General features: G+C 71.1%; 27 protein-coding genes. 9 read left to right on the top strand and 18 right to left on the bottom strand.

Translation table 11 applies throughout. The annotated features are described in order from the left end of the window. Positions 1–82: 82 nt before the first annotated feature. From rocD to GQF42_RS08510, 8 genes are all read right to left on the bottom strand, one after another. Complete coding sequence (gene rocD, locus GQF42_RS08545) at positions 83–1,315, bottom strand: ornithine--oxo-acid transaminase (RefSeq protein WP_158919042.1); 1,233 nt, start codon at positions 1,313–1,315, stop codon at positions 83–85. After that, entirely contained in the window at positions 1,315–2,124 is an 810-nt protein-coding gene (gene ddaH, locus GQF42_RS08540) for a dimethylargininase (RefSeq protein WP_158919041.1), read from the bottom strand. The genes rocD and ddaH overlap by 1 nt, the downstream gene beginning before the upstream one ends. A 153-nt stretch (positions 2,125–2,277) precedes the next feature. Further along, entirely contained in the window at positions 2,278–2,763 is a 486-nt protein-coding gene (locus tag GQF42_RS08535; protein ID WP_158919040.1) for an Lrp/AsnC family transcriptional regulator, read from the bottom strand. Between the two features lie 65 nt (positions 2,764–2,828). After that, positions 2,829–3,017 carry a hypothetical protein gene (locus tag GQF42_RS08530; RefSeq protein ID WP_158919039.1) on the bottom strand — a complete coding sequence of 63 codons (189 nt, stop codon included), beginning with the start codon at positions 3,015–3,017 and terminating at the stop codon, positions 2,829–2,831. Between the two features lie 70 nt (positions 3,018–3,087). Then, positions 3,088–4,038, bottom strand: coding sequence for a cytochrome c oxidase assembly protein (locus GQF42_RS08525; RefSeq protein ID WP_158919038.1), 951 nt, complete (start codon positions 4,036–4,038; stop codon positions 3,088–3,090). A gap of 102 nt (positions 4,039–4,140) precedes the next feature. Next, complete coding sequence (locus GQF42_RS08520) at positions 4,141–5,166, bottom strand: 6-phosphofructokinase (RefSeq protein ID WP_158919037.1); 1,026 nt, start codon at positions 5,164–5,166, stop codon at positions 4,141–4,143. Between the two features lie 228 nt (positions 5,167–5,394). Continuing rightward, the gene (locus GQF42_RS08515; RefSeq protein ID WP_158919036.1) at positions 5,395–6,123 is read right to left on the bottom strand and encodes a type 1 glutamine amidotransferase; all 729 of its coding nucleotides are present in this window, start codon (positions 6,121–6,123) and stop codon (positions 5,395–5,397) included. Positions 6,124–6,144: 21 nt separating this feature from the next. Next, positions 6,145–7,383 carry a MurT ligase domain-containing protein gene (locus GQF42_RS08510; protein WP_158919035.1) on the bottom strand — a complete coding sequence of 413 codons (1,239 nt, stop codon included), beginning with the start codon at positions 7,381–7,383 and terminating at the stop codon, positions 6,145–6,147. A gap of 149 nt (positions 7,384–7,532) precedes the next feature. Between GQF42_RS08510 and def the strand changes: the two genes are divergently transcribed. Beyond that, positions 7,533–8,072 (top strand): peptide deformylase, encoded by a 540-nt coding sequence (gene def / locus GQF42_RS08505; RefSeq protein ID WP_158919034.1) that lies wholly within the window; start codon positions 7,533–7,535, stop codon positions 8,070–8,072. A gap of 16 nt (positions 8,073–8,088) precedes the next feature. Here the strand turns inward: def and GQF42_RS08500 are convergent, their stop codons facing one another. Further along, positions 8,089–8,733 (bottom strand): TetR family transcriptional regulator, encoded by a 645-nt coding sequence (locus GQF42_RS08500; RefSeq protein WP_158919033.1) that lies wholly within the window; start codon positions 8,731–8,733, stop codon positions 8,089–8,091. 170 nt (positions 8,734–8,903) lie between these two features. Between GQF42_RS08500 and GQF42_RS08495 the strand changes: the two genes are divergently transcribed. Next, a complete protein-coding gene (locus tag GQF42_RS08495; protein ID WP_158919032.1) occupies positions 8,904–10,133 on the top strand; it encodes an acyl-CoA dehydrogenase family protein in 1,230 nt (409 codons plus the stop codon). Positions 10,134–10,219: 86 nt separating this feature from the next. Here the strand turns inward: GQF42_RS08495 and GQF42_RS08490 are convergent, their stop codons facing one another. Genes GQF42_RS08490 through GQF42_RS08480 form a run of 3 tightly spaced genes read right to left on the bottom strand, consistent with a single transcriptional unit; the run spans position 10,220 to position 13,035 of the window. Further along, a complete protein-coding gene (locus tag GQF42_RS08490; RefSeq protein ID WP_158919031.1) occupies positions 10,220–10,741 on the bottom strand; it encodes a cupin domain-containing protein in 522 nt (173 codons plus the stop codon). A gap of 7 nt (positions 10,742–10,748) precedes the next feature. Continuing rightward, positions 10,749–11,963: a cytochrome P450 gene (locus GQF42_RS08485; protein ID WP_158919030.1), complete on the bottom strand. Its 1,215-nt coding sequence runs from the start codon at positions 11,961–11,963 to the stop codon at positions 10,749–10,751. 7 nt (positions 11,964–11,970) lie between these two features. Further along, a complete protein-coding gene (locus GQF42_RS08480; RefSeq protein ID WP_158919029.1) occupies positions 11,971–13,035 on the bottom strand; it encodes a type III polyketide synthase in 1,065 nt (354 codons plus the stop codon). A 186-nt stretch (positions 13,036–13,221) separates the two neighbouring features. Between GQF42_RS08480 and GQF42_RS08475 the strand changes: the two genes are divergently transcribed. After that, complete coding sequence (locus tag GQF42_RS08475; RefSeq protein ID WP_158919028.1) at positions 13,222–13,869, top strand: transcriptional regulator; 648 nt, start codon at positions 13,222–13,224, stop codon at positions 13,867–13,869. A gap of 5 nt (positions 13,870–13,874) precedes the next feature. On the opposite strand, the gene GQF42_RS08470 is transcribed toward GQF42_RS08475, so the two are convergent. The 5 genes from GQF42_RS08470 to GQF42_RS08450 all read right to left on the bottom strand — a co-directional run bounded on the left by GQF42_RS08470 (position 13,875) and on the right by GQF42_RS08450 (position 18,611). Next, the gene (locus GQF42_RS08470; protein ID WP_158919027.1) at positions 13,875–14,108 is read right to left on the bottom strand and encodes a DUF6213 family protein; all 234 of its coding nucleotides are present in this window, start codon (positions 14,106–14,108) and stop codon (positions 13,875–13,877) included. A gap of 25 nt (positions 14,109–14,133) precedes the next feature. Further along, the gene (locus GQF42_RS08465) at positions 14,134–15,519 is read right to left on the bottom strand and encodes an NADP-dependent succinic semialdehyde dehydrogenase (protein WP_158919026.1); all 1,386 of its coding nucleotides are present in this window, start codon (positions 15,517–15,519) and stop codon (positions 14,134–14,136) included. Between the two features lie 75 nt (positions 15,520–15,594). Beyond that, on the bottom strand, positions 15,595–16,068 hold the full coding sequence (locus GQF42_RS08460) for an NUDIX domain-containing protein (protein ID WP_158919025.1): 474 nt from the start codon (positions 16,066–16,068) through the stop codon (positions 15,595–15,597). Beyond that, a complete protein-coding gene (locus GQF42_RS08455) occupies positions 16,065–17,612 on the bottom strand; it encodes an ATP-dependent DNA ligase (protein WP_158919024.1) in 1,548 nt (515 codons plus the stop codon). Before GQF42_RS08455 ends, GQF42_RS08460 begins: the two co-directional genes overlap by 4 nt. Before the next feature lie 33 nt (positions 17,613–17,645). Beyond that, on the bottom strand, positions 17,646–18,611 hold the full coding sequence (locus tag GQF42_RS08450; protein WP_158919023.1) for an NAD(P)/FAD-dependent oxidoreductase: 966 nt from the start codon (positions 18,609–18,611) through the stop codon (positions 17,646–17,648). A 64-nt stretch (positions 18,612–18,675) separates the two neighbouring features. On the opposite strand from GQF42_RS08450, the gene GQF42_RS08445 reads away from it, so the two are divergent. The 6 genes from GQF42_RS08445 to GQF42_RS08420 all read left to right on the top strand — a co-directional run bounded on the left by GQF42_RS08445 (position 18,676) and on the right by GQF42_RS08420 (position 23,929). Then, positions 18,676–19,248, top strand: coding sequence for an XRE family transcriptional regulator (locus GQF42_RS08445; protein WP_158919022.1), 573 nt, complete (start codon positions 18,676–18,678; stop codon positions 19,246–19,248). 126 nt (positions 19,249–19,374) lie between these two features. Beyond that, on the top strand, positions 19,375–20,340 hold the full coding sequence (locus GQF42_RS08440) for an NADPH:quinone oxidoreductase family protein (RefSeq protein ID WP_158919021.1): 966 nt from the start codon (positions 19,375–19,377) through the stop codon (positions 20,338–20,340). Continuing rightward, positions 20,337–21,518: an acyl-CoA dehydrogenase family protein gene (locus GQF42_RS08435; RefSeq protein ID WP_158919020.1), complete on the top strand. Its 1,182-nt coding sequence runs from the start codon at positions 20,337–20,339 to the stop codon at positions 21,516–21,518. The genes GQF42_RS08440 and GQF42_RS08435 overlap by 4 nt, the downstream gene beginning before the upstream one ends. After that, on the top strand, positions 21,515–22,606 hold the full coding sequence (locus tag GQF42_RS08430; RefSeq protein ID WP_158919019.1) for an acyl-CoA dehydrogenase family protein: 1,092 nt from the start codon (positions 21,515–21,517) through the stop codon (positions 22,604–22,606). Before GQF42_RS08435 ends, GQF42_RS08430 begins: the two co-directional genes overlap by 4 nt. A 161-nt stretch (positions 22,607–22,767) precedes the next feature. Continuing rightward, the gene (locus GQF42_RS08425; RefSeq protein ID WP_158919018.1) at positions 22,768–23,631 is read left to right on the top strand and encodes a phosphatidylinositol-specific phospholipase C/glycerophosphodiester phosphodiesterase family protein; all 864 of its coding nucleotides are present in this window, start codon (positions 22,768–22,770) and stop codon (positions 23,629–23,631) included. 103 nt (positions 23,632–23,734) lie between these two features. Further along, positions 23,735–23,929, top strand: a complete 195-nt coding sequence (locus tag GQF42_RS08420; RefSeq protein WP_158919017.1) for a hypothetical protein — start codon at positions 23,735–23,737, stop codon at positions 23,927–23,929. A 48-nt stretch (positions 23,930–23,977) separates the two neighbouring features. Here the strand turns inward: GQF42_RS08420 and GQF42_RS08415 are convergent, their stop codons facing one another. Further along, the gene (locus GQF42_RS08415) at positions 23,978–25,219 is read right to left on the bottom strand and encodes a phosphodiester glycosidase family protein (RefSeq protein ID WP_199272611.1); all 1,242 of its coding nucleotides are present in this window, start codon (positions 25,217–25,219) and stop codon (positions 23,978–23,980) included. Between the last annotated feature and the right edge of the window lie 70 nt (positions 25,220–25,289).

The raw sequence follows: 25,289 nt of genomic DNA, 5'->3' as shown, positions 1-25,289 counted from the left end.
TATTTTCTCAAACTTCACTCTTCGGGCATCGGGTGGGGGCGCACGGACGAGCGGGGGCGGCATGCGGCCGCCCCCGCCCCGGTCAGGAACCCAGCACCTGCTTGAGCGCCGCCAGCGCGGAGCGCAGTTCCTCCGCCGTGACGGTCAGCGGGGGTGCCAGCCGGATCGTGGACCCGTGCGTGTCCTTGACCAGGATCCCCTCCCGCATCAGCCGCTCGCTGATCTCACGTCCGCTGCCGATCGCCGGATCGACGTCGACACCCGCCCACAGACCGCGCGCCCGGAAACCGACCACGCCCGCACCGACCAGCTCGGCCAGCCCGTCGCGCAGGACCACCCCCAGCTCGGCGGCCCGCCGCTGGAACTCACCGGTTTGCAGCAGGTCGACCACGGCCGTGCCGACCGCCGCCGCGAGCGGGTTGCCGCCGAACGTGGAGCCGTGCTCACCCGGGTGCAGCACGCCCAGCACCTCGCGCCGGGCCACCACCGCCGACACCGGCACGATGCCGCCACCGAGTGCCTTGCCGAGCAGCAGCACGTCCGGCACGACGTCCTCGTGCTCCACGGCGAAGGTGCGGCCCGTGCGGCCGAGGCCCGACTGGATCTCGTCCGCGATGAACAGACAGCCCTTGCGCCGGGTCAGCTCGCGTACTCCGGCGAGGTAGCCGGCAGAGGGGATGATGACGCCCGCCTCGCCCTGGACGGGCTCGATCAGCACCGCCGCCGTCGTCTCGTCGACCGCCTCCTCCAGCGCGGCCAGGTCGTCGTACGGCACGATCCTGAAGCCCGGCGTGAACGGGCCGAAGCCGGTCCGGGCGGTCTCGTCGGTGGAGAAGCTGACGATGGTCGTCGTACGGCCGTGGAAGTTCTCCGCCGCCACGACGATGGTCGCCCGCCCGTCCGGGACGCCCTTGACGTCGTACGCCCACTTGCGGGCCACCTTGACGGCGCTCTCCACGGCCTCCGCGCCGGTGTTCATCGGCAGCACCATGTCCAGCCCGGCCAGCTCGGCGAGTCGCTCGGCGAACTCGGCGAGCCGGTCGTTGTGGAAGGCGCGGGAGGTGAGCGTCAGCTGGTCGAGCTGGCGGTGCGCGGCCTCGATCAGCGCCGGGTGACGGTGGCCGAAGTTCAGCGCCGAGTAGCCGGCGAGCATGTCGAGGTAGCGCCGGCCCTCGACGTCCTCGACCCAGGCGCCCTCTGCCCGGGCGACCACCACGGGCAGCGGGTGGTAGTTGTGCGCGAGGACCGGCTCCTCGGCGCGGATCAGCTCGGCGGACGTACGCGTGCGCACGGATGCACGGGTGGGCGCGGTCATCAGCGGATCTCCTGGGTGCAGCACTTGATGCCGCCGCCGGCCTTGTGGAACTCCGACAGGTCGACGGGGACGGGGACGTAACCGTGGCCGGCGAGATTCTCGGCCAGTGCCTCGGCCTGGGGGGCGATGAAGACGTTGCGGCCGTCGGACACGGAGTTCAGGCCCCACGCCAGCGCGTCGTCGCGGGTGGCGAGGACCGCGTCCGGGTACAGGCGCCGCAGTACCTCGCGGCTGCCCGCCGAGAACGCCTCGGGGTAGTAGCAGACGTTGTCGTCGTCGAGGACGAACAGCGCCGTGTCCAGGTGGTAGAAGTACGGATCCACCAGGGTCAGGCCGATCACCGGATGGCCGAGGAACTCCTGGGCCTCGCGGTGGGCCTCGCGGGTGGTGCGGAACCCGGTGCCGGCGAGCACGTACCGGCCCGTCCACACCAGGTCTCCCTCGCCCTCGGTCACCGACTCGGGGCGGTACACGTCGTAGCCCGCCGTCTTGAACCAGGTGTCGTAGTGCAGCGACTCGGGACGCCGCTCGGACGCGTGGAACAGGGAGCCGAAGACCCGGCCGCCGACCACGAACGCCGCGTTGGCCGCGAAGACCATGTCGGGCAGGCCGGGCACCGGCTCGACCGACTCGACGCGGTGCCCGTGGGTGCGGTAGGCGCGGATCAGCGCCTGCCACTGCTCCTGGGCGAGGTCCACATCGACGGGACGATCGGGATGCATCCACGGGTTGATCGCGTAACTGACGGCGAAATGTCTGGGTTCACAGACGAGAAAGCGCCGGGGGCGCGGCACACGATTTTCGGGCACAGAGGGTTTCCTCCGCTTTCCTGTGTGTCACTGAGGGGTGACACAACCGTAGAAACGGAGATCGGCGACCGACAAGCGCGAAAAGCTGCGTGCATGCGCAGCATCGATGCGTTGTCAGCGGCGTACACGCACGAGTGCTGCGCATGCTCCGTGTCATTCGGGGGCCGCCTGGGTGGCGCCCGCTTCGGGGCTTTCCGGCAGGAGGTGGGAGAGCACCATCACGCTGATCGTCTTGCGGATGAACGGCTCGGTGCGGATCCGCTCCAGCACCTCCTCGAAGTGCTCCACGTCGCGGGCCCGCACGTGCAGCAGCGCGTCCGCGGCCCCGGTCACCGTCATGGCCGCAGTGATCTCCGGATAGGCCCGGACGACCTCCGCCAGCCGCCGGGGCGGGGCCGCGCCCTCGCAGTACACCTCGACGTACGCCTCGGTGCGCCAGCCCAGCGCCGAGGGCTGCACCGTGGCCGTGAACCCGGTGATCACACCGGTCTCGCGCAGCCGGTCCACGCGCCGCTTGACCGCGGTGGACGACAGCCCGATCGCCGCGCCGATCTCGGCGAAGCTGGTCCGGGCGTGCGCCATCAGTGCGGTGATGATCTTCCGGTCGAGATCGTCGAAGGACGCGTTCCTGCTGTTCATGCGGGCACTGTAATCAGCCGCGCCGGTGGCGCGGGGCGCAGGACGGCGCGACCGCGGTGCGGGACCTACGACTGTGTGACGACCATGGCGAGGGTCAGCAGACCCAGCACCACCCAGCCGAACCACAGCCAGCCGTTGCTGCCGAGCACGACCGTGTACGCGGTCACGACGACGAGCCCGCCGACCGTGAGCGCCCCCATCGCCTTGGTGGAGCCGTTCGCCGAGCCGTTCGTACCGTTCGTGGAACCGGGCATCGCGACACCCTCCTCATGGTCCGTCCTTGACCATGGTGCCCCGGATCCCGCCCGGAGGGGACGGCTCCGGCTAGCCCTTCCGTGCGTGCAGCGAGGACAGGTAGGCGTTGTACGCCTCCAGCTCCTTGTCGCCGTCGCGGTCCGCGGCCCGGTCCTTGCGCCTGGCCTGCCGCTGCTCGGAGCCGTACCACTGGAAAAGCAGTGCGATCAGCACCAGCACCGACGGGATCTCACTGAACGCCCAGGCGATGCCGCCGGCCGCGTTCTGGTCGGACAGTGCGTCGATGCCGAGCGATGCCGCCGGGTGCTTGAACGTCTCCACCATCGGCGTCGACGCCATCATCAGCGCGATACCGAAGAACGCGTGGAACGGCATGCCCGCGAACAGCTCCAGCATCCGCATCACGTATCCCGGCCGGTTCGGGCCCGGGTCGACGCCCATGATCGGCCAGAAGAACACCATGCCCACGGCGAAGAAGTGCACCATCATCCCGATGTGCCCGGCCCTGGAGCCCATCAGGAAGTCGAACATCGGGGTGAAGTACAGCACGTACAGGCTCGCGATGAACATCGGGATCGTGAACGCCGGGTGCGTGATGATCCGCATGTAGCGGCTGTGCAGCAGGGCCAGCAGCAGCTCACGCGGCCCCTTGCGGCCCCTGCCCGCGACGGGCAGCGCGCGCAGCGCCAGCGTGACCGGGGCGCCCAGCAGGATCAGGATCGGCGACAGCATGCTGATGATCATGTGCTGCACCATGTGCACGCTGAACATGACCATGCCGTAGTCGTTCAGCCTGGTGCACATCACCAGCGCGACGGTCAGGACACCGATGACGTACGACACCGTACGGCCGAGGTGCCAGGCGTCCCCGCGCCGCCGCAGCCGTACGACCCCCCAGCCGTACAGGCCGAGCCCGAGCAGACAGGCGACGAGGAAGAACGGGTCGGTAGACCATTCCAGCCCCCGTCCCAGCGTGAACGGCGGCAGATCCATCATCATGCCGTGCCCGCTGTGGTCCATCCGGCGGCTCCTGTTTCGTGGGGGTTGTGCAAGTTGTCCGCCCCAAGAGTAGAACCGCCCCCGGTCACGGCCGTGACCGGGGGCGGGTTGTCACGGGGTGAACTACAGGACGCACTCCGCCTCGTCGTACCGCTCCACCGGCACGGTCTTGAGCGTCTCGACCGCCTCCGCCAGCGGCACCATCACGATGTCGGTCCCGCGCAGGGCGGTCATCCGGCCGAACTCGCCGCGGTGCACGGCCTCCACCGCGTGCCAGCCGAAGCGCGTGGCGAGCACCCGGTCGTACGCCGTCGGCGTGCCGCCGCGCTGGACGTGCCCGAGGATGACCGGCCGCGCCTCCTTGCCGAGCCGCTGCTCCAGCTCGACCGACAGCTGCCGGGCGATCCCGGCGAAGCGCTCATGGCCGTAGATGTCCTTGCCGCCCTCGTCGAAGTCCATGGTGCCCGGCTCGGGCTTGGCGCCCTCGGCCGCGACCACGATGGCGAACCGCTTGCCCGCCTCGAAGCGTTCACCGACCTTCGCCGTCAACTCCTCGATGTCGAAGGGCCGTTCCGGGACGACGATGGCGTGGGCGCCGGCCGCCATGCCGGAGTGCAGCGCGATCCAGCCGGTGTGCCGGCCCATGACCTCCACGATCAGCACCCGCTGGTGCGACTCGGCGGTGGTCTTCAGCCGGTCCAGGGCCTCGGTGGCCACGGTGACGGCCGTGTCGAAGCCGAAGGTGACGTCCGTGACAGCGATGTCGTTGTCGATCGTCTTGGGCACGCCCACGATCGGCAGCCCGTTGTCCGACAGCAGCCGGGCCGCCTTGAGCGTGCCTTCACCGCCGATCGGGATGATCGCGTCCAGACCGAGTTCCGCGACATGGCCCCTGGCCCGCTCCACCCCGTCGCGCAGATGCTCCGGGCGGACCCGGGAGGAGCCGAGGATGGTGCCGCCGCGGGCCAGGATGCCGCCCACTGCGTCCAGGTCGAGCTTGAGGTAGTCGCATTCCAGGAGGCCTTTCCAGCCGTCCCGGAAACCGATGACCTCGTCGCCGTGGTCGGCGACGGCACGGTGCACGACGGACCGGATGACGGCGTTCAGGCCGGGGCAGTCGCCGCCGGACGTGAGGACACCAATGCGCATAGCCCGAAATACCTTCTCAACGTGGGCCGGGTAGACCGGACCACGTTGTCCGGCGGATTCCCGGCCACCCTACCGGCGTGAGGGGGGCGCTCCGTAGCGGGCGTCCGCCTGCTGGACGCGCCCGCACATGTGAGCGGACGGGCCGTCAGGCGGGCCCGCTACGAGGCTGCCGGACCGCGCTGAAGAATCCCTCGAGCGGCCGTTGCCCAGGCCGCTCGGCAACGACGTCTACGCGGGCTGCTGCGCAGCGGTGATGCGCTCGTTGCGCAGCGCGTCGTACCAGCGGTCGTCGATCGGCGGCAGGGCGTTGACGTCGAGCGCCAGCTTGAGCAGCAGGTCGGCGATCAGCGGGTTGCGGGCGAGGACCGGGCCGTGCATGTACGTGCCGAAGACGGTCCCGTTGTACGCGCCCTCCGTGCCGTCCCCGGTGCCGTTGCCCTTGCCCATGACGACCCGGGCGAAGGGGCGGGCGCCGGGGCCGAGGTGGGTGACGCCCTGGTGGTTCTCGAAGCCGGTCAGCTGGGGCAGGCCGAGCTGCGGGTCGATGTCGCCGAGGACGTCACCGACGCACCGCTCGCCCTCGCCGCGCACCGAGACCACGTCGAGCAGGCCGAGGCCCGGCTCACGCTGGCCGAGATCGTTGATGAACTCGTGGCCGAGGATCTGGTAGCCGGCGCACACCGAGAAGACGATCGCGCCGTTCTGCACCGCACGCTGCAGATGGCCGTCGCGGCGCAGCCGCTCGGCCGCCAGCCGCTGCGGCCGGTCCTCGCCGCCGCCGATCAGGTAGATGTCACCGGAGGTGGGGATCGGCTGGTCGCTGCGCACGTCGAGGCGGGCCACGTCCAGGCCGCGCTGCCGGGCCCGGCGCTCCACGACCAGCGCGTTGCCTTGGTCGCCGTAGGTGCTCAGCAGGTCCGGGTAGATCCACACCAGCCGCAGTTGGTTGTCGCTCATGAGGTGATCGCCCTTCGAAGATCAGTTGCCGACGCGGCGGCGCAGGTCCTGGAACGCGGTGTAGTTCGCGATGACCTCGATACGGCCCGGCGGGCACATCTGCACGGCCTGGTCGAGGTTCTCGCAGACCTGGAAGTGCTGATGGGCGACCTCCAGACGGACCGCGAGGTCCAGTTTCCGGTCGCCGATGACGAAGATCGGGTGGCCGGTCAGCTGCGTGTAGTCGACGTCCCACAGCCAGGACGTGTCGGTGCCGTCGGCCCCGCGGGCGTTCACGGACAGGATCACCGGTGCGGGCGGCGGGTCGATCAGCGAGAACGTCTCGAGCCAGCCGGCCGGGTTCTTGGCCAGCAGCAGCCGCAGATCACGGTTCTCGAACTGCACGACGTCGTAGCGTCCGGCCACGGCCTGCACCTGGTACATCCGTTCCAGGGCGACCTGCGGCGGCACCCCGAACACGGCGGCCACGGCGGCCGAGGAGGCGGCGTTGGCCTTGTTGGCGCGGCCCGGCAGCTGGAGGTGGATCGGCCAGGCGGACCCGTGCGGGTCCAGCACATGGTCGCCGGAGAGTGCCCAGGTCGGCTGGGGCCGCCGGAAACCGCACTCGCCGCAGTACCACTCCTCGCCCGGGCGCTGCATCACGCCACCGCAGGACGGGCAGGACCAGGCGTCGTCCTTCCACATCTGTCCCGCTGCGACCCAGATCACATTGGGGGAGGACGAGGCGGCCCACACCACCAGCGGGTCGTCGCAGTTGGCGACGACGACGGCCTTGGAGCCGGCCAGGCCCTCGCGCCAGTTCTCGGCGAGCATCCGGGTCTCCGCGGCGCGGTCGAGCTGGTCGCGGGAGAGGTTGAGCAGGGCGATGCACTTGGGGTCGGTGTCCCGGGCCACTCCGGCCAGGTACTTCTCGTCGACCTCGATGACGCCGAACTTGGCTTCCGAGCCGCCCGCGAGCGCGGAGGTGATGCCGGCCGGCATGTTGGCGCCGAGCGCGTTCGACACGACCGGGCCCGCCGCGCGCAGTGCCTCCGCGATCAGCCGGGTGGTCGTGGTCTTGCCGTTGGTCGCCGACACCAGGACGACGTCCAGGTTCTGCGCGAGCCGGGCGAGCAGGTCGGGGTCGAGTCTCAGCGCGACCCGGCCACCGATCACCGACCCGCTGCCGCGTCCCGCGGCGCGCGATGCCGCAGCGACCGCCTTGCCCGCGGTCACGGCCAGCTTGGCCCGCGGCGTGAGCGGGTCCGAGTTGCCTGCCATCAGTTCTCGATCCTCCTTGCGTACGCGCCGCGCCTGGGGCCATCCGGCAACGTGGTGTGGACCTCAGCCTATCGAGATCCATTCGCACACCCGAATCGTGCCCACACCGCGCGGTGGGCGTGGGTCCAACGAACCGTACCCTTGCGGCCATGCGACACGGTTCCATTCCGGGCGCCCGCGGGCGAGTCCGGCCTCTCACTCTGCTCGGCGAAGCGGCGCTGCGCGAGCCCTGCCGGGACGTCACGGACTTCGGCCCCGAACTGGCCGACCTCGTGGAGGACTTGTTCGCCACGATGTACGCGGCGCAAGGGGTGGGGTTGGCCGCGAACCAGATCGGGGTGCCTTTGCGGGTTTTCGTCTATGACTGTCCTGATGATGAGGATGTGCGGCATCTGGGGCATGTGGTGAACCCCCGCCTCGTGGAGCGCGACGGGGTCGTCGTCCGGGGTCCCGAGGGCTGCCTGTCGCTGCCCGGGCTGGAAGCCGGGACCGAGCGCCACGACCATGCGGTGGTCGAGGGCCGCACGGTGACGGGGGAGCCTGTCACCGTGCACGGCACGGGTTTCTTCGCCCGGTGTCTGCAGCACGAGTGCGACCACTTGGAGGGCACGGTGTACGCCGATCACCTCACGGGGTGGCGCAGACGCAGACTGCTCCGGCAGATCGACCGCGCCTCATGGAGCGGCTAGGCGGGACCGCGGGCGGCTAGAACCCCGGGCCGCCCATCCTGTCCCCCGCGGCGGCAAGCCGTCCCCACAGCAAATCCGCGAGCGAGCGCACCAACTCGCTCCGGGAGCAAGGGCGTTCGCCCAGCCACCAGTCACCCGCGGCGTGCATCATCCCGACGATCCCGTGCCCCCACACCCGTGCGAGCTGCTGGCTCCCGGGCCCCAGGTCGACCCGCTCCTCGATCACCTGGGCCAGTTCCTCGCCCATCCTGCGGAGCAGCGGTGCGCTGTGCTTGCCGACGTCGAAGCCCTGGTCGCCTCCCGTGCTCCCCTCCGCGGGGTGCATCAGGAACCGGTACACCTGAGGGCGTGCCTCGATCGCCGCGAGATAGGTGTCCAGCGTGGACTCGACCCGCTCCCGCCGGGCGGCGGGGGCGTCCAGCGCCGCCCGCAGCGAGTCCAGCAGCGCGTCCGTGTGCCGCTTGGCCAGAGCCGCGTAGAGCCCACCCTTGTCGCCGAAGTGGCGATACAGGATCGGCTTCGTGATCCCGGCCTCCGCCGCGATCGCGTTCATCGACGCCTGGGGGCCGTCGCGCAGCACCACCCGGTCGGCGGCCTCCAGCAGTTCTCGCCGTCGGCGGTCGGCGGACCGCTGCTGCTCGGTCCGCTGTGTGGTGTTCATGTGCTCTCCCCACCCGTGCTGATTCGGTGACGCCTGCGCAAACTAACACTGACTGTGCCCCTGACATCGAACGGGATGCCGAGGCGTCGTCGCCGGTTGACTTTTCCTACCCGTCGGTAACAGACTCGGGTTACCGCTAGTAACATCGCACTGCCGCCGCTGGAGGGGACATGGCTGAGTTCACCATGGAGCTGAACGACGAACAGAAGGAAGTCCGGGACTGGCTCCATGGCTTCGCCGCCGACGTGATCCGCCCCGCGGCCGCCGAGTGGGACGAGCGCGAGGAGACTCCCTGGCCGGTGATCCAGGAGGCCGCGAAGGTCGGCATCTACTCCCTCGACTTCTATGCGCAGCAGTACTTCGACTCCACCGGGCTCGGTATCCCGATGGCGATGGAGGAACTGTTCTGGGGCGACGCGGGCATCGCCCTGTCCATTGTGGGCACCGGCCTCGCCGCCGTGGGCGTTCTCGCCAACGGAACCGAGGAGCAGATCGGTACCTGGATCCCGCAGATGTACGGCGACCAGAACGACGTCAAGGTCGCCGCGTTCTGCTCCTCCGAGCCCGACGCCGGCTCCGACGTGGCGTCCATGCGCACGCGCGCCGTGTACGACGAGGCCAAGGACGAGTGGGTGATCAACGGCACGAAGACCTGGGCGACCAACGGCGGTATCGCCAACGTCCACGTCGTCGTCGCCAGTGTCGACCCGGAGCTGGGCTCCAAGGGTCATGCCTCCTTCATCGTCCCGCCGGGTACCCCCGGCCTCGCCCAGGGACAGAAGTTCAAGAAGCACGGCATCCGTGCCTCGCACACCGCCGAGGTCGTCCTCGACCACGTCCGCGTCCCCGGCTCCTGCCTGCTCGGTGGCAAGGAGAAGCTGGACGAGCGGCTCGCGCGAGCCCGCGAGAAGGCGAAGGCCGGCGGTGGGGAGAGGGTGAAGAACGCGGCGATGGCCACCTTCGAGGCCTCGCGGCCGGCCGTCGGCGCGATGGCCGTCGGTACCGCCCGGGCCGCGTACGAGGTCGCCCTCGACTACGCCAGGACCCGGGAGCAGTTCGGCCGGCCGATCATGGACAACCAGGGTGTGGCGTTCCAGCTGGCGGACATGCGGACGCAGATCGACGCCGCGCGTCTCCTCGTGTGGCGGGCGTCCTGGATGGCGGTCAACGGGAAGCCGTTCACCGCGGCGGAGGGCTCGATGTCCAAGCTGTTCGCGAGCGAGACCGCGAAGAAGGTGACCGCGCAGGCCATCCAGATCCTCGGTGGCAACGGGTACACCCGCGAGTACCCGGTCGAGCGGATGCACCGGGACAGCGCGATCTACACGATCTTCGAGGGTACGAGCGAGATCCAGCGGCTCGTCATCGCGCGGACCCTTGCCGGGATGCCGATCCGGTAGCGCCGCGGGGGTGCGGGTGCGCTGCGGACCGCCGGTTCGTCGTGGCTGGTCGCGCAGTTCCCCGCGCCCCCTCGGGGTTGGCGCGTCTACCGGTGCCTCAAGGGCGTGAGCTGCTCGATGTCGTACTTCGTCCGGAGCGCCTCGATCGCCTCCTGGTCCGGCGGGCCTCCGTTGCCCAGGATCTCCAGCAACTCCTCGAAATAGCGCTCGTGGTCCGGCGGGGGAGAGGCCTGGAAGAACATCTTCGCCGGTGTGTCCGTCGGGTTGGCGAAGGCATGGGGACACCCCGGTGGTACGACGATCACCGTGCCGGGGGTCGCCCGCACCGCCCTGCGGCCCGAACTCGACTCCCACTTCTTCCAGTTGTCGGGTGTGCGGATGCGCGGCTCGAAGGCGAGGACGTCGAGTTCGCCCTCCAGGACGTAGAACAGTTCCTCGCTGCGCGTGTGCACATGGGCGCCCACGTCGAAGCCCGGCGGGACCTCCACCTCGAAGGTGGAGGCCATCCGCGAGTGGGTGCCGGTGACCTTGAACGTCACACGCTGGGCGGGTGTCTCGACGACGCGGCCGTGGCCCGGCGGTACGTACAGTCCCTCCGTCCAGGTCATGAGCCGGTCACCAGGTCACCGGTACGGCCTCGGGACCCCGGATCAGCGCGCCCTTCTTGAAGGGCACCTGCTCCGGCGGTACGGCCAGTCGCAGGCCCGGCACCCGGTCCAGCAGGGTGTCCACCAGCAGCTCCTGCTCCAGCCGGGCCAGCTGGCCGCCGGGGCAGTAGTGCGGGCCGAAGCCGAAGGAGACATGGGGGTTGGGGCTGCGGGAGAAGTCGATGGTCTCCGGGTCGGGGAAGACCTCCGGGTCGCGGTTGGCGGCCAGGTAGGAGACGTACACCGGGTCACCCGCACGGATCCGCACGCCCCGGATCTCCACGTCCACCATGGCGATGCGGGACAGGCCGACCGCATTGCGGTGCGGGATGATGCGCAGGAGTTCGTCGATCGCCCGGGGGCGGATCTCCGGCCGCTCGCGCAGCAGGCTCACCAGGTCGGGGCGGGTCAGCAGCAGGTAGAACATCTGGCCGCTGTTGTTGGTGACCGCCTCGCCCCCGATCTGCAGAAGCACGGCGAGCCCGACGGCCTCCTCCAGGGTGACCTCGCCCCGGCCCACGGCGGAGCCGAGCAGCGAGGTGACGTCCTCGGCCGTGCTGTTCTCGCGCAGGCCGATCAGGTCGGAGAAGTAGGCGGCCATCTCCCGCTTGGCCTTCTCGCTGACCTCCTTGCCGTGCGAGGAGGACAGGATCAGCTGCGTCCAGATGTGCATGGTGTGCCGGTCGGCGGCCGGTACACCCATCATTTCGCAGATCACCGCGATCGGGAACGGGCTGAGGATCGTGGCTGTCAGATCGGCCGGCGGGCCGTCCTGGAGGAGTTCGTCGACCAGTTCGACCAGCATGGTGCGCGCCCTGTCCCGCACCCGCTCCACGCCCTTCGCGGTGAACGCGGCGGCCACCGAGCGGCGCAGCCGGGTGTGGTCGGGCGGGTCGAGGAAACCGACCGCGCCGGGGTCCGGGATGAAGTGCGGGGCCAGCCGGGTGACCGGCTTGTCCATGACGGCCTCGCGGCTGAAGCGAGCGTCATTGGTCACCATGCGCACGTCGTCGTACCGGGTCACCAGCCACGCCCATCCCTCGCCGTTGGGCAGTTGGATGCGGGTGACCGGTCCCTCGCGCATCAGCTCTCTGAGCACCGGGTCGAAGTCCGTCCCGGTCAGATCGAGCGCCGGCCAGTGCCGGATCGGGGGCAGGGTCTCGGTGAGGGTCTCTTCCGTCATGCCGTACTCATGCCGTTTCTCGGTCGGAGCCGCGCCAGCGGCCCAGCGCCATTTCCGCGGTGATGCCGGGTCCGAACCCGGCGAGGAGCCCGCGCGCCCGGTGCTCGGCGCCGCCCTCTTCGAAGAGCCGGCGCAGCGCGTCCAGCACGACGCCGGAGGCGATGTTGCCGTACTCGGTGAGGGTGGCCCGGCTGAACCGGAATGCGTGCGGGTCGACCTGGAGGAACTTGCTCAGGTCGTCGAGGATGCGCGGCCCGCCGGCGTGGACGATGTAGAAGTCCAGGTCGGACGCGTCCCAGCCGTGCGTCCCGGCGAGGTCCTGGAGGGCCGGGGCCAGCGGCTCCATGGTGGCCGGCACCCGCTTGTCGAGCAGGAAGTGGAAGCCGGTCGCACGGACGTCGTACATGATCCACTCTTCGGTCTTGGGGATCAGGTACGAGCCGTTGCGCTCCAGCTCGATGCCGGTGCCACCCTTGCCGCGGACCACGGCGGCGGCTATGCCGTCACCGAACAGACCGTTGGAGAGCAGCGAGCCGACGCCGAGGTCGGTGGGCTGGTAGCACAGCGAGCAGAACTCGCAGGCCACGATCAACGCGTTGGCCTCGGGGTAGGCCGCACAGAAGTCGTGGGCCCGGTTGATCGCCGCACCGCCGGCCGCACAGCCCAGCTGGGCTATCGGGAGCTGCCGGGTGGTGGGGTCGAAGTCCATCTCGTTGATCAGCCACGCCGTGAGCGAGGGCATCATGAAGCCCGTGCACGAGACGTAGACGATCACGTCGATGTCGGTGGTGAGGAGTTCCGCGTCGTCGAGCGCCCGCTGTATCACCGCGGGCACCCTGGCCTTGGCCTCCGCCTCGTAGAGCTTGTTGCGCTCCTCGAAGCCGGGGTGCTTCAGGGTCTCCTCGATGGGCTGCACGATGTGCCGGGTCTTGACGCCGGTGTTCGCTATCAGCCGCAGTGCGAGGGGGAGTTGAGGGTGGTCCGCGTGACGGGAGCGGGCCAGCTCCAACGTCTCCTCCATCGTGATCACGTGTTCCGGAACCGACACTGCCGGTCTGCACAAAGTCGCCATGAACCGCGCCTGCTTTCAGCCTTCCGGAAGGCATTCGCCCGCCGGTCAGTAGGTGGTTCACCTCAGGAGGTGGTCCACCCACGATCACCCGTCGGAGCGGCGTTCTCTCGCCGGACTACTCCAGACTGGGGACAACGTGTCAGGGTCGGAGGAGAAACCCGCACGTCCGCCGCGAGGGAGAGCGCCATGACGGCCACGGCCAGGGACCTGCTCGAGACGACCATCGGGGCACTTGCCCCGGACGCCTCCGCCAACCCCTTCGTCCCGCTCGTGGAGCGCGGCGAGGCGCCCCCGCAGGCCCTCGCCCGGCTGGCTCTGGAACAGCAGTGGGTGATCCCGTCCGACCGCCGCTCCTTCGAGCACCTGGCCCGACGCGCCGACCCGGCCGCCGCGGCCTACTTCAGCACGCTGGCGACGGGCGAGGAGCTGGCCGCACGGCATCTGACGGCATTCGCACGGGCCTGCGGCGTGACGGAAGAACGTTCGCGCACGTACGTCCCCCTGGCCGGCTGCCAGGCCTATCCCGCCTACGTCTCCTGGCTGGCCCTCAACGCGTCCCCCACGGACACGCTCCTCGCCCTGACGGCCAACTTCTCGGCCTGGGGCGGCTACTGCACCCGCATCGCGGCGGGCCTGCGCACCCACTACGGCTTCGAGGACGAGTCCTGCGCGTTCTTCGACTTCTTCGCGGCGCCGGCGCCCGACCTGGACGAACAGGCGACGGCGGCCGTGCAGGCGGGCCTGGACACCGGTGCTCTGCACACGGACACCGCACACACCTACGGAACGCTGCTTCAACGGTACGAGAGCATGTTCTGGGCAACGCTGGGCTGATCCGCCTACGGCGCTCCGCTGCTGTGCGCGATGCAGGCCACGTCGATACGGTCCGCGAGCTTGGCCAACTCGATGGTCAGCGCGGCAACCGTATCCTCGTCCAGACCCTGCTCCCCGGCCTCCACGAGCCGCAGCCACCGTCCACCCACGGTCCGCAGCAACTTACTCACGTCGGCCGCAGCCACCTGCAAGGACCCGCGGTCGTCGACGATCAGAGGCAGAGTCACTTCGAGGTTCACAAATGGGATGGTAGCCCCGCAGCACTCACACCCCCTGCCAAACCGTGGTGATGTTGCAGAACTCCCGGATTCCGTGCCCGGACAGCTCACGCCCGTACCCCGAGCGCTTCACACCGCCGAACGGGAACGCAGGATGCGAGGCGGTCATCCCGTTGACGTACACCGAGCCGGCCTCGAGATCGCGGGCGAACCGTTCGACCTCCGCCTCGTCCCGCGTCCAGACGTTGGAACTCAGCCCGAACGGCGAGTCGTTGGCGATCAGCAGTGCCTCGTCCAGGTCGCCGGCCCGGTACAGCGTGGCCACCGGCCCGAACGCCTCCTCGCGGTGGATGCGCATCTCCCGGGTGATGCCGGCGAGTACGGTCGGCGGGTAGTACCAGCCCGGCCCGTCCGGCCGCTGCCCGCCGCACAGCACCTCGGCGCCGCTGCGCCTGGCGTCGTCGACCAGCTCTTCCACGTCCTTGCGGCCCTGTTCGGTTGCGAGCGGACCGACCCCGGTGTCCTCCTCGAGCGGATCGCCGACCTTGAGCGCCCGCATCCCGGCGACGAACTTCTCGGCGAAGGCGTCGTAGACGTCGTGGTGCACGATGAACCGCTTCGCGGCGATGCACGACTGCCCGTTGTTCTGCACCCGCGCCGTGACCGCGATCCCGGCGGCCCGGTCCAGGTCGGCCGAGGGCATGACGACGTACGGGTCGCTGCCGCCCAGCTCCAGCACCGTCTTCTTGATCATCTCCCCGGCGGTGGCGGCGACCGCCCGGCCCGCGGGCTCGCTGCCCGTCAGCGTCGCCGCCTTGACCCGCTCGTCGCGCAGGATGCCGTCTACCGCGCCCGCCCCGATCAGCAGCGTCTGGAAGCAGCCTTCCGTGAAGCCCGCCCGGTGGAACAGGTCTTCCAGGTACAGGGCCGTCTGGGGGACGTTGGAGGCGTGTTTGAGCAGGCCCACGTTGCCCGCCATCAGCGCGGGCGCGGCGAACCGTACGACCTGCCACAGGGGGAAGTTCCACGGCATGACCGCGAGCACCGGGCCGAGCGGCCGGTAGCGCACCCGGACCCGGGACGCCCCGGAGTCGCGCACGTCCGACTCGGCGGGCTCCTCGTCGGCCAGCAGCGCCTCGGCGTGCTCGGCGTACCAGCGCATCGCCTTCGCGCACTTCGCGGCCTCCGCGCGGGCCTGCTTGACCGGCTTGCCCATCTCGGTGGTCATGACCCGGCCGATCTCCGGCTGGTCCTCGTCGAGCAGATCGGCGGCCTTGTTCAGCAGTCGGGCCCGGTCGGCGAACGCGGTCGTCCGGTACGTGCGGAACGTGGCCTCGGCGAGCTGGAGCCGGCGTTCCAGCTCCTCCTCGCCCATGGGCTCGTACGCCTTGAGCGTCTCGCCGTTGGCCGGGTTCACCGTCGCGATGGGCATGGCTGGCCTCCCTGGGAGCGGGCTTGTCTCGACCTTCGCGCGCGGGCGCGGCGTCCGCAACGCGTGAGACCCTCTTCAGCGCGTGTGCTCCGCCAGCCGGTCGAGAAACGCGCTCTGCGCGGAGATGATCAGCTCGCGGGCCCGGTCGATGCCCAGCCACTCCACCCGGTCCAGCTCGGGGAACTCCTGCTCGCGTCCGGACCTCGGGGGCCACTGCATGGTGAAGCTGCCCGGGGTGAAACCCGTCAGATCCAGGTCGGCCTCCACCGCCCACGCCGTGACGATCTTGCCGTTCTTCTGCACGACCTCGCCCAGCGGTACGGCCGTCCCGCCCGGCGGCGCCAGCCCCAGCTCCTCCCGGAACTCCCGCCGGGCCGCCTCCCATGCGGGCTCGTCGGACGCGTACTCGCCCTTGGGGACCGTCCACGCCCCGGCGTCCTTCTTCGCCCACAGGGGGCCACCCATATGGCCGAGCACTACCTGAAGCCCCTCATCGGTGTGCCGGAACACCAGCAGTCCCGCACTGTGCTTCGTCGTACGCACCGTCACGGTGTGACCTCCGGGTGGGCCGCCAGCAGGGCCTCCACCGTATCGGCCTCCTCGGGGCGTTTGTCCTCGCGATAGCGCACTACCCGGGCGAAGCGCAGGGTCACGCCGGCCGGGTAGCGCGAGGAGCGCTGGAGGCCGTCGTAGGCGATCTCCACGACGAGTTCGGGGCGGACCCGGACCACCCAGCCGTCGTCGGCGTCCTCGTCGACCGCCAGCTCCCGCAGCCGCTTGGTCTGCCAGGCGAGCATCACGTCGGTCATGCCCTTGAAGGTCTTGCCGAGCATGGCGAAGCCGCCGTCGGCGGTGCGGGCGCCTAGGTGCAGGTTGGACAGTCTGCCCGTGCGGCGGCCGTGACCCCACTCGGCGGCCAGCACCACCAGGTCGAGGGTGTGCACGGGCTTGACCTTCAGCCAGGCGGCGCCGCGCCGGCCCGCGCCGTAGGGGGCGTCCAGCGCCTTCACCACCACGCCCTCGTGCCCGCGGGCCAGGGTGTCGGCGAGGAACCGTTCCGCCTCGGGGATGTCCTCGGGCCCGGCGGCGACCGTACGGCGCACCCGCATCGGCTCGGGCACCAGCCGGGCCAGCTCCGCGTGCCGCTCGGCGAACGGCAGGTCGAGCAGATCGCGGCCGTCGACCGACAGGACGTCGAAGAAGACGGGCGAGACCGGTACCTGTCCGGCAGCCTTCGCCACGTCCGTACGGGAGCCGACCCGGCCCGCGGTCTCCTGGAAGGAGCGGGGGCGGCCGTCCTCGCCGAAGGAGATCACCTCGCCGTCCAGGACGAACCGCTCGCCCGTCAACTCCCGTGCGGCCGAAGTCACTTCGGGCAGCCGGCCGGTGATGTCGTCCAGGGTGCGGGTGTGCACCCGGATCGTGTCGCCGTCCCGGTGGACCTGCACCCGGATGCCGTCCAGCTTCTCCTCCACCGCGCAGGCGCCGAGCTTGCGCACGGCCTCGGCGACCGAGGAGGCGCTCTGCGCCAGCATCGGCAGCACCGGCCGGCCGACGGTGAGCCGGAACCGGTCCAGTGCGCCGGGACCCTCGGCCAGCAGCGCCTGGGCGACCGTCTGCAGCGACCCCGCCAGCATCACCGCCCGCCGGACGGCGGCCGGGTCGGCGCCGGTCGCCTGGGCGAGGCCCTCGACCGCGACCGCGTCCAGCGCGCCTTGCCGGACCTCGCCGGTGAGCAGCCCGCGCAGGAAGCGCTGCTCGTCCGCGGTGGCCGCGCCCATCAGCGAGCCCACGATCCGGGTCCGCTCCGCCTGCGCGCCCGCACCGCGGACCCTGCCCAGTTCGGTGAGCCGGGCGTCGGCCTCCCGGACCGTGAGCGTGGGCTCGGCGGCCGGCGGCACCGGGTGGCTCAGCACCTTCCAGCCGACCCCGAGCCGGCCCTGCGGCAGCCGTCCGGCCAGGTACGGGATGACGATCGGCACGTCGTCCGCCTCGGCGTCCCGGAACAGCTCCGCGAGCAGCGCCGTCTTGCGGGACCGTGCCGCCGTCGCGGCGACCTCGCGGGACACCTGGGCGAGCCGGGCAAGGAGCATGCAGCCATCCTGCACCGGAGGCCCGCCGGGCTGCTACATCCGCACGGCAGCGTCGAGGTCCGCCATGAGCAGTTCCCCGTTGATCGCCGCCCCCGCGCGGTAGCCGCGGCTGGCCGCGTTGATCACCTGTTCGGCGAAGCCGCCGGCGTTGCCCGCCGCCCAGAGGCCGGGCACGGTCGTCAGGCCGCGCTCGTCGGTCACCGGATAGCTGCCGAAGGGTGTCTCGCGCAGCTCCGCGCCCAGCTTCACCAGCAGGTCGTTCTGCGGCACGGCCCGCGGTGCGGCGAACAGCACCTCGAGGTCGTGGACCGTGCCTGCCTCGGCGGGGGTACGCCCGGCCAGCCGGACCCCGGTGAGCCGGTCGCCGGTGACGACGAGTTCCGTGACCTTCCCGGGCACGACGCCGACCCCGGCGGCGGCCAGCCGGCGCAGGTCGACGTCCGTCAGCTCCGACTCGCTCACCTCGTGCAGGAAGAACCGCACGTCCTTCGACCACTGGGTGACCATCAGCGCCTGGTGCACGCTCAGCGCGGAGGTCGCGAGCACCCCGGTCGGCAGGTCGCGGACCTCCCAGCCGTGGCAGTACGGGCAGTGCACCACGTCCCGGCCGAACCGCTCGGCCAGCCCCGGGACCTCGGGCAGCTCGTCCCTCAGACCCGTGGCGATCACCAGCTGCCGGGCCCGTACCGTCCGCCCGCCGGCGAGCCTCGCCGTGAAGCCCCCGCCGTCCTTGTCCGCGTCCACCACCCGGTCCCGGACCAGCTCCACGCCGTAGCGGGCGATCTCCTCGCGGCCGACCGCCAGGAACTCGGCCGGGGACATGCCGTCCCGGGACAGATAGCCCTGCATGTGCGCGCTCGGCGCGTTGCGCGGCTCGCCCGCATCGACGACCAGCGTGCGGCGCCGGGACCGGCCGAGGACCAGCGCGGCGGACAGCCCGGCGGCTCCGCCTCCGACGACGACTGCTTCGTACCGGTTGTTCTCGTTGTTCTCGGTCATGCCGCGACAGTGGCCCGGGTCCGCGGGATTGACAAACACATTTGCCGATCCTGCAATAGGTTTCATGACCACGGACGACGTACTGGCGGAAGTGGGCGCCCGGCTGCGGCGCCTGCGCAAGGAGCGGGAGGTGACCCTGGCCGCGCTGTCGGAGGCGACCGGGATCTCCGTGAGCACCCTGTCCCGGCTGGAGTCGGGCCTGCGCAAGCCCAGCCTCGAGCTGTTGCTGCCGATCGCCCAGGCCCATCAGGTGCCGCTGGACGAACTGGTCGGGGCGCCTGAGGTGGGGGACCCGCGGGTGCGGTCGAAGCCGATCGAGCGGGGCGGACGCACCCACTGGCCGCTGACCCGCCAGCCCGGCGGCCTGCAGGCCTTCAAGGTCCTCGAACCCCGGCGCAAGCAGGAGCCGGACCTGCGCACCCATGAGGGTTACGAGTGGCTGTACGTGCTCTCCGGCCGGCTGCGGCTGGTCCTCGGCGAGCACGACGTGGTGCTGTCGGCGGGGGAGGCCGCCGAGTTCGACACGCGCGTGCCGCACTGGTTCGGGTCGACCGGGGAGGGGCCGGTGGAGTTCCTCAGCCTGTTCGGGCCGCAGGGTGAGCGGATGCATGTACGGGCGCGGCCGACGCGGAAGTGACACGGCCGAGGCGGAAGTGGCACGGCCGGTGGGGAAGTGGCACGGCCGGCTGTTCCCTGATCGGCAAGCGACCGCTTAGTATGCCCTCGAGCCCGGTCAGACGAAGCAGTCCCGTGGAGGCCCCGCATGCAGGCATGGCAAGTGCACGAGAACGGCGAGCCGAGCGAGGTGATGCGGCTGGCGGAGGTGCCGCGGCCCGCACCCGGCGACGGTCAGGTGCTGCTGCGGGTGCGCGCCGCCAACATCAACTTCCCGGACGCCCTGCTGTGCCGGGGCCAGTACCAGGTACGGCCGCCCCTGCCGTTCACGCCCGGCGTGGAGATCTGCGGTGAGACCGAGGACGGCCGCCGGGTGATCGCCAACCCCGCGCTGCCGTACGGCGGCTTCGCCGAGTACACGCTCGCCGACGCCCGCGCGCTGATGCCCGCGCCCGACGCGCTGGACGACGCCGAGGCCGCCGCGCTGCACATCGGCTACCAGACGGGCTGGTTCGCCCTGCACCGCCGGGCCCACCTCGAGGCGGGGGAGACGCTGCTCGTGCACGCCGCCGCCGGCGGAGTCGGCAGCGCCGCGGTCCAGCTCGGCAAGGCGGCCGGCGCCACCGTGATCGGTGTGGTCGGCGGCGCGGACAAGGCCGCCGTGGCCCGCGAACTGGGCTGTGACGTGGTCGTCGACCGCCGCAGCGAGGATGTCGTCGCGGCCGTGAAGGAGGCCACCGGCGGCCGGGGCGCCGATGTGATCTACGACCCCGTCGGCGGCGAGGCCTACGCCCAGTCCGCCAAGCTCGTCGCCTTCGAGGGCCGCATCGTCGTCGTCGGCTTCGCCAGCGGCACCATCCCCAGCCCGGCCCTGAACCACGCCCTGGTGAAGAACTACTCGATCCTCGGCCTGCACTGGGGCCTGTACGCGACCAAGAACCCGAAGCTCATCCTGCGCTGCCACGAGGAACTGACCGACCTGGCCGCCCGGGGCGCGATCAGGCCGCTGGTCAGCGAGCGGGTCCCGCTGAGCGAGGCGGCCGTGGCGGTGCAGAAGGTGGCGGACGGCCGGTCCATCGGCCGGATCGCCGTGGTGATGGAAGGAGCAGCATGACCGACGCCGACGAACTGGTCCGCCGCACGCGGGAGTTGCTGACCCGGCACCCGCTCGCGAGCACCGACCGCCTGGACTTCCTGCGGGCCCGCTTCGACGCCGGCCTCGCCTGGGTGCACTACCCGGAGGGCCTCGGCGGCCTGGGCGCGCCGCGGCACCTCCAGGCCGTCGTGGACGCCGAGCTGGAGGCCGCGGGCGCCCCCGACAACGACGCGCGCCGCAACGGCATCGGTCTCGGCATGGCCGCGCCGACCATCCTCAAGTACGGCACGCAGGAGCAGAAGCAGCGCTATCTGCGGCCGCTGTGGACCGGGGAGGAGGTCTGGTGCCAGCTGTTCAGCGAGCCCGGCGCAGGCTCCGACCTCGCCGCGCTCGGCACCCGCGCGGTCCGCGAGGGCGAGGACTGGGTGGTCAACGGGCAGAAGGTGTGGACGTCCGGCGCGCACAACGCCCGCTGGGCCATCCTCATCGCCCGTACCGACCCGGACGTGCCCAAGCACGCGGGCATCACCTACTTCCTGTGCGACATGACCGACCCGGGCGTCGAGGTCCGGCCGCTGCGCCAGATCACCGGCGAGGCCGAGTTCAACGAGGTCTTCCTGACCGACGTCCGCATCCCCGACTCCCGCCGTCTCGGCGAGACCGGCGACGGCTGGCGGGTCGCGCAGACCACGCTCAACAACGAGCGCGTCGCCATCGGCGGCATGCGCCTGCCCCGCGAGGGCGGCATGATCGGGCCGGTCGCGCAGACCTGGCGCGAGCGTCCCGAGCTGCGCACCCACGACCTGCACCAGCGGCTGCTGAAGCTGTGGGTCGAGGCCGAGGTCTCCCGCCTCACCGCCGAGCGCCTGCGCCAGCAGCTCGTCGCCGGACAGCCCGGCCCCGAGGGCGCCGGCATGAAGCTCGCCTTCGCCCGCCTCAACCAGGAGATCAGCGGCCTGGAGGTGGAACTGCGCGGCGAGGAGGGCCTGTTGTACGACGACTGGACCCTGCGCAGGCCCGAGCTGGTCGACTTCACCGGCCGTGACGCCGGCTACCGCTATCTGCGCGCCAAGGGCAACAGCATCGAGGGCGGGACCAGCGAGGTCCTGCTGAACATCGTCGCCGAGCGCGTCCTCGGCCTGCCCGCCGAGCCGCGCACCGACAAGGACGTCGCGTGGAAGGACCTGGCCCGATGACAGCGCAGCGCACACAGCCCGACCTGCTGTACTCGGAGGAGGAGGAGGCGCTGCGGGCCGCCGTACGGGACCTGCTCACCGACCACTGCGCCCCGGCCGACGTCATCGCCCGCACCGAGTCGCACGCCCCGCACGACCTCGCCCTGTGGAAGCTGCTCGCCGACGGTATGGGCCTGGCCGGCCTCCTGGTGCCCGAGGCGCAGGGCGGCCAGGGCGCCTCGCACCGTGAGGCCGCCGTCGTCCTGGAGGAGCTGGGCCGTGCGGTCGCCCCCGTGCCCTACCTCACCAGCGCGGTCGTGGCCACTGAGGCCCTGCTGGCCTGCGGTGACGAGGAGCTGCTGGAGCGGCTGGCCTCCGGGCGCGCCATCGGCGCCCTCGCGGTCGCACTGCACACGGCACCGGGCGCCGCCGTGCGGACCGTACGGCTCGAGAACGGCACCCTGCACGGCGAGTTGACCGGCATCGCCGATGCCGCCGTGGCCGACGTCCTGCTCGTCCCGGCCGACGACGGCGGCCTGTACGCCGTCGCCGCCGACGCCGTGACCATCACCCCGCAGGTCGGCCTGGACCTGACCCGGCCGCCGGCGACGGTACGGCTGCAGGCCGCTGCAGGCCGCCGTATCGGCGCTGCCGAGCCCGCCGTACGCCGCGCCCTGCAGGCAGCCGCAGGCCTGCTCGTCTCCGAGCAACTGGGTGTTGCCGACTGGGCGTTGACCGAGACGGTCCGTTATCTGAAGGAGCGCAAGCAGTTCAACCGGCAGGTCGGCGGCTTCCAGGCGCTCAAGCACCGGCTGGCCCAGCTGTGGCTGGAGACGGTCAACCTCCGGGCCGCGGCCCGCGCAGCCGCCGACGCGCTCGCCTCCGGCGAGGACGCGGAGATCTCGGTCGCCGTCGCGCAGGCGTACGCGGCGCCCGTCGCCGTCCACGCCACGGAGGAGGCGCTGCAGTTGCACGGCGGGATCGGCATGACCTGGGAGCATCCGATCCACCTGTATCTCAAGCGGGCCAAGGCGGACTCGATCGCCTACGGCACGGCGGGTGCGCACCGGGAGGCGCTGGCCGAACTGGTCGACCTCCAGGCCCCCTGACCCGGCCCCGGTGAAGCCCGCCCCGCCCGGGGCGGGCTTCTTCACGGGCTCGCTCCCGAGAGGTGAACAACGCGCCAACTCCGCGCGAGAGCAGGCCCGTTGGGTGGTGAGGGCACGCATACTCTCCCCGGTCCCATCCGGCACCTCAAGGGAGGCAGAGCATGGCCCTCACCACCCGACGCAGAGCCCTCACCACCCTCGGCGCCGCCCTCGCCGGCGCGGTCGCCCTGCCCGTGTCCCAGGCCTGGGCGGGCAGTTCACACCGGGGTCTGCACCCGCTGTGGAACGCGCACGCCCACAACGACTACGAACACCCGCACCCCCTGTTCGACGCGCTCGGCCACCGCTTCAACAGCGTCGAGGCCGACATCTTCCTCGTCGGCGACCAGCTCCTCATCGGCCACGACAGCTCCGAGCTGGACCCGACCCGCACCCTCGAATCCCTCTACCTCGACCCGCTGGCCGCGATCGTGAAGGCCAACCACGGCTCGGTGTACCGGGGTTGGCGCCGCCCGCTGCAACTCCTCGTCGACATCAAGACCGAGGGCTCCTCGACGTACCTGGAACTCGACCGCCATCTGCGCCGCTACCCGCGCCTGTTCACCCGGTACGCGCACGGCCGGATCCACCCCGCACCGATCACCGCCGTCATCTCCGGCGACCGCGCCGCGCGTATTCCCATGGAGGCACAGTCCGAACGGCGCGCCTTCTACGACGGCCGGCTCACCGACCTCGGCAGCAGCGCCCCCGCCTCCTTCATCTCGCTGATCAGCGACAACTGGACGACGAACTTCACCTGGTCCGGGGCGGGAACGTTCCCCGACGCCGAGCGGCAGAAGCTGCGCGGCATCACCGCCGTCGCGCACGCGCACGGCCAACTGGTGCGGTTCTGGGCCACCCCGGACGCCGCGGGCCCGGCCCGCGACGCCCTGTGGGCGGAGTTGCTCGCCGCCGGCGTCGACTACCTCAACACCGACGACCTGGCCGGCCTGGAGACCTTCCTCGACGCCCGTCCCACGGAGTAACACCACACGTTTGGGGGACACGTCAGCCGCCCGGACGAACCCTCCGCTACGCCACACTTGCGGCCGAAACGCCGCTCAAGGGGCGTGGCGGAGGAGGTTCCCGATGGCCGTTTCCATCTCTGTGGTGTTGTTGCTCCTGATCCTGGCCGTGATCTTCATGCGCAACTGCGCGCTGAAGATCTCTCACGCTCTGGTCTGTGTGCTGCTCGGCTTCTTCCTGGCCGGCTCGAGCATGGCGCCCACCATCCACAGTGGGCTCACCGCGACCGCCGAACTGGTCAGCGGCCTGCAGCCCTGAGCCGTAAGACGCTCACAGGACTGCTCATGGAGCCGTGCTCGGAGCCGCTCACGGGGCCGAGAAGACGCCGATGCCGTTCGCGACGGGGCGTTCGGCGCCGCCGCTCGGATGGTTGCGGACCGTCACCGCGCTCGCGCCCGCGTCCCGGGTCACCAGTTCCGTCGAACCGCCGCCGTCGAGATTGAACGCGTCGGACGCGCCCAGCGAGCGCATGGTGGCCGCCTCCTCGGCGACCGTCATACCGGTCCGGTACGCGGCGGCCCCGTCCAGTGCCAGGATCAGCATCTGCTGTCCGCCGCCCTTGAGGCCCACGACCGTGCGCACTGCGGAGGTGGAATCGTCCAGCCCGGACAGTGCGGTGCCGTCCCGCAGCACCGGGAAGCCGCCGATCGCGAACGCGTACGGCACCCCGGAGGAGGCCGCGACCAGGGTGTGCGTCACGCTCACCTCGTCCCCCACGGAGAGTTTGCGCAGCTGTTGCGCACCCTCCTCGCGGCCCACCAGGACCGTGGTGTCCGACGGGATCGTGCCGCTGCCCGGAGTGTCCGCGGTGGAGGCCACCCGGCCGTCCCGCACGGTCACTTCATGGGTGTCGGTGCTGCACGGTGCCGAGCGTTGGGTGTCGGTGCCGCAGACGGAACGTTTGCGCGAGGCGCTGCCCCACTGCGCGGTGAAGGCGCCGACGGAGTTCTCCGGCAGCGCATACTGGTTCAGGCCCTTGAGCGGGAGCCGGCCCTCGGGGGTGGCGACGCTGCCGACGAGGGCGAGGTGGTCCAGCCGGGCCCGCCGGTCCGTGCCGACGCCGAAGACGTCCTGCGTGTTCGTCCCCGGCGGCAGTGCCGGTCCGAACCGCTGGCCGTCCGGTACCGCGGCCTTGAGCACACGTCCGTCTGCGATCGCCGGTCCGACGCTCGCGCCGGTGGCCTGCACGCCCGGGTGCTGGGTCTCGGTGATGTTGAAGAAGTCGCCGTTGACCCCCGCGACCGCCCTGGTTGCGTCCGCCATCCCGGAGACCGTGGCCCGGGCCGCCACCGTGCCCGGGTACAGCAGATCCACGCGGACGTGCGGATTGGCCAGGTCGACCGTGAGCAGATGGACGTGTGCCGGACCCGCGGCAGCGTCGACGTCGAACTGCCGGTAGGTGATGCCCGGCGCGATCCGCCTGCCCGCCGAAGCGGCGCCGGCCGGTGCCGCCCCCGCAAGGGCCGCACCGGCCAGCACGCCGAACGCCGTGACCACCGTGAGGACTGCTCTGCCCGCTGTCGTAAGCCTGTGACGTCTGGTCACCATGCCCCCCGACGTGTCGTCAATTGTCCCTGTGCTGCCTCGTGTTCCCTGGTTCCAAGAGGCAGTGGAGCAG

Source organism: Streptomyces broussonetiae (assembly GCF_009796285.1).
GTDB classification, from domain to species: Bacteria; Actinomycetota; Actinomycetes; order Streptomycetales; family Streptomycetaceae; genus Streptomyces; species Streptomyces broussonetiae.
Note: the sequence above shows the minus strand (reverse complement) of the source record. Positions and strands in the feature narration are given on the sequence as shown.

Coding starts and splice junctions, on each gene's coding strand:
- GQF42_RS08465 (WP_158919026.1), bottom strand. CDS start 15,519: ATGCCCATCGCGACGGTGAACCCGGCCAACGGCGAGACGCTCAAGGCG.
- GQF42_RS08425 (WP_158919018.1), top strand. CDS start 22,768: ATGGCCCTCACCACCCGACGCAGAGCCCTCACCACCCTCGGCGCCGCC.
- GQF42_RS08515 (WP_158919036.1), bottom strand. CDS start 6,123: ATGAGCGACAACCAACTGCGGCTGGTGTGGATCTACCCGGACCTGCTG.
- GQF42_RS08455 (WP_158919024.1), bottom strand. CDS start 17,612: ATGCTCCTTGCCCGGCTCGCCCAGGTGTCCCGCGAGGTCGCCGCGACG.
- rocD (WP_158919042.1), bottom strand. CDS start 1,315: ATGACCGCGCCCACCCGTGCATCCGTGCGCACGCGTACGTCCGCCGAG.
- GQF42_RS08535 (WP_158919040.1), bottom strand. CDS start 2,763: ATGAACAGCAGGAACGCGTCCTTCGACGATCTCGACCGGAAGATCATC.
- GQF42_RS08510 (WP_158919035.1), bottom strand. CDS start 7,383: ATGGCAGGCAACTCGGACCCGCTCACGCCGCGGGCCAAGCTGGCCGTG.
- GQF42_RS08520 (WP_158919037.1), bottom strand. CDS start 5,166: ATGCGCATTGGTGTCCTCACGTCCGGCGGCGACTGCCCCGGCCTGAAC.
- GQF42_RS08450 (WP_158919023.1), bottom strand. CDS start 18,611: ATGACCGAGAACAACGAGAACAACCGGTACGAAGCAGTCGTCGTCGGA.
- GQF42_RS08500 (WP_158919033.1), bottom strand. CDS start 8,733: ATGAACACCACACAGCGGACCGAGCAGCAGCGGTCCGCCGACCGCCGA.
- def (WP_158919034.1), top strand. CDS start 7,533: ATGCGACACGGTTCCATTCCGGGCGCCCGCGGGCGAGTCCGGCCTCTC.
- GQF42_RS08415 (WP_199272611.1), bottom strand. CDS start 25,219: ATGGTGACCAGACGTCACAGGCTTACGACAGCGGGCAGAGCAGTCCTC.
- GQF42_RS08475 (WP_158919028.1), top strand. CDS start 13,222: ATGACGGCCACGGCCAGGGACCTGCTCGAGACGACCATCGGGGCACTT.
- GQF42_RS08525 (WP_158919038.1), bottom strand. CDS start 4,038: ATGGACCACAGCGGGCACGGCATGATGATGGATCTGCCGCCGTTCACG.
- GQF42_RS08430 (WP_158919019.1), top strand. CDS start 21,515: ATGACAGCGCAGCGCACACAGCCCGACCTGCTGTACTCGGAGGAGGAG.
- GQF42_RS08480 (WP_158919029.1), bottom strand. CDS start 13,035: ATGGCGACTTTGTGCAGACCGGCAGTGTCGGTTCCGGAACACGTGATC.
- GQF42_RS08420 (WP_158919017.1), top strand. CDS start 23,735: ATGGCCGTTTCCATCTCTGTGGTGTTGTTGCTCCTGATCCTGGCCGTG.
- GQF42_RS08495 (WP_158919032.1), top strand. CDS start 8,904: ATGGCTGAGTTCACCATGGAGCTGAACGACGAACAGAAGGAAGTCCGG.
- GQF42_RS08445 (WP_158919022.1), top strand. CDS start 18,676: ATGACCACGGACGACGTACTGGCGGAAGTGGGCGCCCGGCTGCGGCGC.
- GQF42_RS08490 (WP_158919031.1), bottom strand. CDS start 10,741: ATGACCTGGACGGAGGGACTGTACGTACCGCCGGGCCACGGCCGCGTC.
- GQF42_RS08485 (WP_158919030.1), bottom strand. CDS start 11,963: ATGACGGAAGAGACCCTCACCGAGACCCTGCCCCCGATCCGGCACTGG.
- GQF42_RS08435 (WP_158919020.1), top strand. CDS start 20,337: ATGACCGACGCCGACGAACTGGTCCGCCGCACGCGGGAGTTGCTGACC.
- GQF42_RS08530 (WP_158919039.1), bottom strand. CDS start 3,017: ATGCCCGGTTCCACGAACGGTACGAACGGCTCGGCGAACGGCTCCACC.
- GQF42_RS08440 (WP_158919021.1), top strand. CDS start 19,375: ATGCAGGCATGGCAAGTGCACGAGAACGGCGAGCCGAGCGAGGTGATG.